The sequence below is a fragment of the Mesorhizobium sp. M1050 genome (assembly GCF_040318715.1).
GTDB lineage: Bacteria > Pseudomonadota > Alphaproteobacteria > Rhizobiales > Rhizobiaceae > Mesorhizobium.
This window is the reverse complement of sequence record NZ_JAMYMV010000072.1, coordinates 20,763-28,099: the sequence shown is the minus strand read 5'-3', so window position 1 is coordinate 28,099 and position 7,337 is coordinate 20,763. Positions and strand designations below refer to the sequence as shown.

The following is a 7,337-nucleotide window of genomic DNA, read 5'->3' as shown; positions in this document are numbered from 1 at the left end:
CCCACCACAAACAAACCCTCCACAACCTAACCAATCTTCACCCGCGCGCGCCCCCCCCATGCCTGCCCTTCCCCGCACACCTCTCCCCCATTTCATGGGGGCGAGGAACTTAGTTCTTCAAGGTAGGCAAATCCCGCGCGAACTCGTCAATCTCCGCCCATGGATCCCCCGACGTCGCCAGCAGTCCCGGCAGCGAGGAATAATTCAGGTCCTGCGGCGCATCGATGGATTCGAGGTCGCTCCAGCTCACCGGTGTCGAGGCCGGCAGATTGGTGCGGGCGCGCAGCGAATAGGGCGCCGCCGAGGTGTGGCCGCGCGCGTTGCGGTGATAGTCGATGAAGATGCGCTTTTTGCGGTTGTCCTTGCCCATGGTGGTGGTGAAGGTGTCGGGCGCGGTGGCGGCCAGATGCGTGGCTATGGCGCTGGTCGCCTGGTGCAGCTTCTTCCAGTTCTGCTTGCCCGTCACCGGCACGGTGATGTGGATGCCGCTGCCGCCGGAGGTCTTGGCGAAGGGCACCAGCCCCAGCCCCTCCAGCTCGCCTTTGATGTGCACTGCGGCCTCGATCACCTCGCGCCACGAAATCCCCTCGCCGGGATCGAGGTCGAAAACGATCTGGTCGGGTTTGTCGAGGCTGGTGCGGTGGGTGCCCCAGGTGTGGAATTCGACGACGCCGAACTGCGCCAGCGCCAGATAACCTTTTGCCCCTTCGACCGAGAGGTAGGATTTGGTCTCGCCCTCGGAGTTGGTCGCCTCGAACGTCACCACCGAGGGCGGCATGCCGGTAAAGGCATGACGCTGGAAGAAACAGTCCTTCGGCAGGCCGGTCGGGCAGCGCACCAGCGACACCGGCCGGCCGAGAATGTGGGGCAGCATGAAGTCGCCGACCAGAGCGTAATAGACGGCGATGTCGAGCTTGGTAGGGCCGGTCTTGCCGAACAGCCGCCGCGTCGGGTTGGTCACCCAGATGGTGGCGAGATCAGCTTCCGAGATCAGCCGCTTGCGTGTGGACGACACCGGCGTCGACAGGCCGACATCGCGCAATCCCCGAAACACCGCGTGGCGCAATGCATTGTCCGACGTGCGGTTGGCGTAGTGGATCCGGGCCGAGAGCAGCGGCTTCACCCAGTTCATCTCGCGCATGATTTCGCGCGGCGCCCCTTCCGGCGCGGTCGCTCCTGCCGTGAGCGGCTCCAGCCTGGCGAGCAATTCAGCCGCGGTACCGGCATCGAAGCCGGTGCCGACCTTGCCGCGATAGTGCAATTCACCATCCTCGAATTCGGCAAGGCCGAGGGCTGCAAGACCTTCGGCCGCATCCGATGTGGTGTAGCCGGCAATGACAAAGTCATCGCTTTGCAGCGCTTTGGTCTTGGTCCAGCTCTTGGTCCGGCCGCTCTGATAGGCTGCGGTGGCACGCTTGGACACGATGCCCTCCAGCCCGAGTTCCGACGCCTGGTCGTAGAGCCCCTGCCCGGAGCCCTCGACGTGGTCGGAGAACTGGATGGCGGAATTGGCGCCGAGGCCGGACAGCAATTGCGCCAACAGCGCTTTGCGCCGGACCAGTGGCGCCTTGGTAAGGTCCCAGCCGTCGAGATGGAGAAGGTCGAAGGCGTAGAAGTGCAGCTTGCTGCCGGCGCCCTCGGCCAGCGCGTCCTGCAGCAGCGCGAAGCGACTGATGCCCTTGGCGTCGAGCACGACGATCTCGCCGTCGATGATGGCATCGCGGCATGGCAACTTGGCGAAGGCGCTGGCCAAGTCGCCATAGCGTTTCGTCCAGTCGATGCCGCCACGGGTGATCAGCCTGACCACCCCCTCAGCGACATGCGCCATGGTGCGGTAGCCGTCGAATTTGATCTCGTGCAGCCAGACCTCTTTGGTGCCCTCGCCATCCGGTGGTTTTGGCACCTGCGTCGCCAGTTGCGGTTCGATGCGGCTGAGTGCCGGGGCCTTGAACGCGCCCGGCAGTGCGCCCGGCTTCAGCGAACCCTGCTTGGGGGCGGCTTTGGCGGCTGGTTTCGCTGGCGCCGCGAGTTCCTCGATGCGTTTCCCGGATTTGACGCTTTCGGGCCGTGCTGTGAGAATGTCGAGCGCGGTGTCGGAAGCGAGGTCACGCTCCTTGAACAGCAGCCAGTTTTTCTTGCTCGGATCCTCGCCGGGTTTCGGCTTCAGCCGGGTCAGCATCCAGCCACCATTGAGCTTCTCGCCGGCCAGCCGGAACTTGAAGGCACCGGTCTTAAAACTCTTTTCGACGTCGTCCATCGGCGCCCAGGTGCCGGTGTCCCAGACGATCATCGGCCCGCCGCCATACTCACCCTCGGGGATGACACCCTCGAAATCGATATATTCGAGCGGATGATCCTCCGTCTCGACCGCCAGGCGCTTGTCGGCCGGATTGAGCGAAGGCCCGCGCGGCACCGCCCAGCTCTTCAGCACATCGCCGACCTGCAGGCGCAGATCGTAGTGATCTGCGGTGGCGTGGTGCTTGTGGACGACGAAGCGGTTGCCTTCGCCGGCAATGAGCCCACCGGCCGGTTCCGGTGTTTTCGAGAATTCGCGTTTGGCACGGTAGGTTGTGAGCTTGGGCGTCGGCAAAGCTGCCAATCTCCCCCCTTGCGGGGGAGATGTCCGGCAGGACAGAGGGGGGTGCTGTCCCACCAGCATTTCGGATTTCCCGGAGCGGTACGAACGGATGGAAGTCACGCTCTCAATCGTCGGTGGCCGGCACAAGTTCCAGCTCCGCCGGTGACAGCCCCTGCTGCAGCTGGCTCAACCGGAATTCATCGACCCAATAAGCCTCGCCGTCGACCAAAACGCGCGCCTGGTAGGTACCGTCGGAGAAGCTCTGCGCGGTGATGTAGACCTTGTGGCGATCGAGCGCCTTGCGAACTGCTGCGCGCTTGGAGTTCTGGCCGATGACGGGACTGAACATGACGATGCCCTCGGTCGCCCTGGCACATAACGCGGCCGCTTCCACAGCCTGGCGACTGGGCTCAAGGATGACGGAGACGCGCAGTCCTGTCAATTTCAGGCGTTGGCGGGTAGTTGGTCAGTTTGAAATTGAGGAGAATGGCAGGTCCATCGAATGCGCGACTAGAGTCGCCTTGTAATGATTGACCAAAGCCCAAAGTGTTCCGCGGAGATCGTCTGCTTCCTCGAATGCGTCAGAGCCGATGCCAATTCCCGCGCAAATGAGGTCTGCTTGTTTCGCGAGCGAATGTAGGGTGTCGCCCTGAATCAAAACGCCGGGGAAGGCTCGCCCTGGATGCCGCATCACTGCTGCATTTGTTGCGTCTGAATAAATCTCAATGTTATCGATCCGCATCCGCTTCAACTCACCTTTTTGCACCAGGCCACGAACCACCGGCCTTTCGGCCTCTTTCGCCTCGATCAGCGCAACGATATCGCCAATCTCCCGAAGCTTGCCAGCCACGCCAGCGGCCATCGCCGGGGTCATGCGGGGTAGCCGTCCTCAGGACTTCAGTCGGCGCAGGCCGCGCACCAGGCTTTGAACGGTCGTGAACAGCCGCGGATTGGATCGCACCGTGCGCTCGGCCCGTCCGCGAAGCGAAGCGACGGCCGCCACGCTCTTGCCGAGCAACGTCGGCGTTTCGTCGATCTCGGCCAGAACGGAACTCTCGGCGCCGAACTGTTCCTTGTAGGACTGTCCACCCACCGAAAGGTCGAAATAGTCCAAGCCCTTCTGGCGCGCCCACACCATCAAACGACCCATGATCAAAACGCCGGCCGAGACGTTGCCCAACAGGTCTTGGTCTATCCCGATCACGAGCGTATGCAAGGTGCCTTGTCGGACCAGCGCGTACTGCGCGGCGACCCAATCCTCACCGGTACGCAATCCGAAGACCCGCACCGATCCGTCTGACAGGCCCTGAAGGGCGGCATCTCGATAGAAATCGACAACCGCCGGCTGCGCCAGCAGGTCGAACCGCCCCAATCGGCGAAAGCGTTTGAGCCGCATCTCGACAAGCGTCTCGAAGATAGTCGACACCAGGGCCGGCGTGTCGGCCTCGACGAGGTCCGTCTGGCCGTGCCGCTCAAGCCGGCGCCAATCCTTGTTGAAGGTTTTGACAAAGGACGGCCTGCCATTGCGCTTGATCAGCGTTTCCGGGTCGCCGTCCAGGACGAGGCCGGATGTGATCTGGTTGGAATCGCGGGAGGCCGCCAGCATCGCCAATGGATTGGCCACGCCGTACAGCTGGCGCGGAATTCCCCTGATATGGATCCGATCGGCGGGCGGCAGGACGGACCGCACCGCCGCCCATGCCGCTTCGGCACCCCGGCTGGTCCACGGGCGCGCGTCCGCCAAAAGCGGCGCTGAATAATCGCAGACATCGCAGCTCAGCCATTCTATCACCCGATATCCGAACCTCGAACTCCGCATCAGCGGCATCAGCATTTTGAGGTCGCCAGTTCCGGCGTCAGCCACCTCGACGACCAGCAGTTCGGCGCCTGCGGGCATCAGCCGCTTGGCGATCTCCTTGACCCACGCGTAATGCTGATGGGCGGTGCAAACGCCATCTGCCTGATAGCGCAGCCAGAGCGGCCTGACCGCTTCCAAGCTGGTGTGCAATCGCGCCGTGTAGGCATCGTTGGCGACAGTTGCGGGACTGGAAGCCTGCCCTTCGGACAAACCGGTCGCCACAGCACTTTGCGCTGCCTGGCCTGCCATATCTTCTCCTATCGTTTTGCCGTTGCGAACGGGACTGCCCGCCGCCACGAACCCAATCGGCTGTAGCGCGCCTCATCTGGATGCTCGAGATTCCATATGCGGTGATGCGCAAAATACCATGATGCCGCGAGCACGAAGGTCTCGGAGACGGCTGAACCCACCAACGCCCATGGCGGAGACGCGACCGCCAGCAGGATCGCGATCAGTACTAGCCCGACGACCGCACCGCCCATCGTGGTGAACGCAACGATCCGGAAATCGCCGAGTATCTCAAGCACGATGCGGGGCATGATATAGAGCATGATCGGGACAAAATTCGCGATCACGAAAAACCCGATGAAGCCGACCGAGGCATCCTGGAGGGCCTGGGATTTTATTGTCGGCAGGACGAACAGGATCGCGCACCCATAAACCAGGCCGCCTAGCCCCATGACGATCGCCCAGATCTTTGCCTGCGCCCAGACACGGCCTGTTTCGTGGTTCCGCATCAGCCTCGCCAGTTCTGGCTGCGTCATGTTTACGAAAGCAAGACTGATGATGCGCAGCGGAGCGAACAGCACCAGGACCGCCGCCAACGGTGCGTAGGCGGCAGGCCCGGCAATGCCCGCGACCAGCAGCGCCAGACATTGACCCTGGATGTTGGTTGTGGTCGCGCTGAATGCCGACCAGCGCAGCTGGTGCCAGAGCCTGATATAACGCCGCCGCGTCGGCATACGGAAGCTGACGCGAAGTGTGCGCCGAGCCAGCCGGACCAGAACGAAAATGCCGAACAAATTTGCCACGGCAAGTGCATAGAACACCATCTGCAGCGGCTCTTGGGCCAGCCAGATCGTCAGCCCGGTCAGCAAGGTGCCGATCATCGTAAAAGCCGCATCGCTGATTGAAACGACCACCTGCTGGCGACGCGCGAAGAATGCCGTGCGCATATGACTGCGCAGCGACCACGCGCCGACGAAGCAGCCTGCGGCAATTCCGTTTGGATCGCCAAGCAGATGCATCAAGATTGCCGTGCCTACGGCCATCAGCAACGCCACGATTAGCGCCGCCGATCCGAAGGCCACGTCATGGGCGTCGACGCCGGCGCTGTTGGAGCTTTTACTCATCCATATGCTGGCGGGAACGGCGGTGAGCGACCTGATGTAGGACAAGCCGACGCCGCCCATCACCATGGCAATGGCGAAGAGGCCGTAGCCCTGCGCCGACAGCATGTGCAGGAGCGCGATGTTGAGGGCAAAATGAAAGCCGCTCTGCATCGCCTCGCCGCCGATCATCAGCACGAGCCGTCGAACCAGATGGCTCGGGAACGCAAACGTCACGGCCTTGTCTCCGCTTCGCGGGCTGCCCGCGCCCGGCTCGGCCTCGCCATGGTCGTTCTCAGCTTGTCGGCGGCGATCGCCGCGATCGCGGCAGCGGCGACCGGCTCACTGAAGATCGTCTCGTAGCGCTTGCGGCCGGCTGCGACGAACCTACGCCAGGCCTGGGGTCGCAGGATGATCTCCTGCAATTTCACGGCAAGAGCTCCCGCGTCGCCAGGCGGAACATGCCAGCCGGTCTCGCCGTCGCTGACCACTTCCACCAGCCCGCCGATCGCCGATACCAGTGGCGGGCGGCCATAGGCCATCGCCTCGATGGCGACACGCCCCAGCGATTCCGGACGCCGCGACGGCACGGTGACGATATCGGCCCAGCGGTAGTGCTCCGAAGGGTCAGGCACGAAAGGCAAGACGCCGACGCGCCCGGTGAGATCCATGGTCTCGACCAGTTCGGCCAACGCGCGCTCGCGCTCGGTGCTTTCGAAGGCTCCGCCGACCAGCCGCACTTCGATCCTCGCCTGCAGCGCCGGTGGCATCGCGGCAATCGCCTCCAGCAGCACCTCCTGCCCCTTGATCCTGTTGATGCGGCCGAGCAGCAGCACGCGCAACGGGCGCTTGCCATCATAGGTCGTCGGTTCGACCGCCGCCGGCCCGGCAACACCGTTGTAGACGACATGCGTTCGCGCGGCCTTGGGTTCGCCGAACGCGGCGCGCGTTGCGCGCGAATTGAAGATCAGATCCGCATGGCTCCAGTGCATCAGGCCGACGAGTATCCTGCGCATGGCGCCTTCGGGGATTTCATGGATATGCAGGACGGCCTTGCGAGGGAGAAGGCGCGCGGCCAATGCATAGTCGGCTACGATCGAGGTGTTGACGTAAACCAAGTCGCAATCCCTGAGACGCCGCCACGCCCTGAACACGGCAACCGGCAATCGCGCCATCTCTACCGTCGCAAGGCGCGCAATGGCCTGGCGCCTCAGCACCCAGAGCGGTTCGAAGACGATCCGGCTGGCATGGCCTTCCAAAATCTGCACGATCGGCCCACCGCGCGGCAGAACCACCTCGATGTCGGCCGACGGAAACGCTGCCCGCAACGCAGCAACGCTCTCCGCGAAGCTGCGGTCCGAACCATAGAGTTCATAGCCCTGATGAACGCAGGCAATCCGCATCTTTGTTTCCCGCCAGGTGCTACAACCATCGCGCTGGCGATAATGTGCAGAGGCATTGCCGCAAGAATCATGCCGGGCTGAGTAGGCCGACTACCGGCGGCACGACCCTGGCACTGCTTCGTTTCGATACAGTTACGCACAGAAGGGTTGACCGAGAATGAAACGACCAC

General features: G+C 63.2%; 6 protein-coding genes. All 6 read right to left on the bottom strand.

Annotated features, from left to right (window positions below; genetic code table 11):
* Positions 1 to 109 precede the first annotated feature (109 nt).
* Positions 110 to 2,590: a DNA ligase D gene (ligD, locus tag NKH57_RS27865; protein WP_352949225.1), complete on the bottom strand. Its 2,481-nt coding sequence runs from the start codon at positions 2,588 to 2,590 to the stop codon at positions 110 to 112.
* A gap of 112 nt (positions 2,591 to 2,702) precedes the next feature.
* Positions 2,703 to 2,927 (bottom strand): hypothetical protein, encoded by a 225-nt coding sequence (locus tag NKH57_RS27860; protein ID WP_352949217.1) that lies wholly within the window; start codon positions 2,925 to 2,927, stop codon positions 2,703 to 2,705.
* Positions 2,928 to 3,044: 117 nt separating this feature from the next.
* Positions 3,045 to 3,452: a DUF6959 family protein gene (locus NKH57_RS27855; protein WP_352949214.1), complete on the bottom strand. Its 408-nt coding sequence runs from the start codon at positions 3,450 to 3,452 to the stop codon at positions 3,045 to 3,047.
* A gap of 15 nt (positions 3,453 to 3,467) precedes the next feature.
* Positions 3,468 to 4,685: a GNAT family N-acetyltransferase gene (locus NKH57_RS27850; protein ID WP_352949211.1), complete on the bottom strand. Its 1,218-nt coding sequence runs from the start codon at positions 4,683 to 4,685 to the stop codon at positions 3,468 to 3,470.
* Positions 4,686 to 4,693: 8 nt separating this feature from the next.
* Positions 4,694 to 6,001, bottom strand: a complete 1,308-nt coding sequence (locus NKH57_RS27845; protein ID WP_352949208.1) for a polysaccharide biosynthesis protein — start codon at positions 5,999 to 6,001, stop codon at positions 4,694 to 4,696.
* Positions 5,998 to 7,167: a glycosyltransferase gene (locus tag NKH57_RS27840; protein ID WP_352949205.1), complete on the bottom strand. Its 1,170-nt coding sequence runs from the start codon at positions 7,165 to 7,167 to the stop codon at positions 5,998 to 6,000. The genes NKH57_RS27845 and NKH57_RS27840 overlap by 4 nt, the downstream gene beginning before the upstream one ends.
* Positions 7,168 to 7,337: the final 170 nt, after the last annotated feature.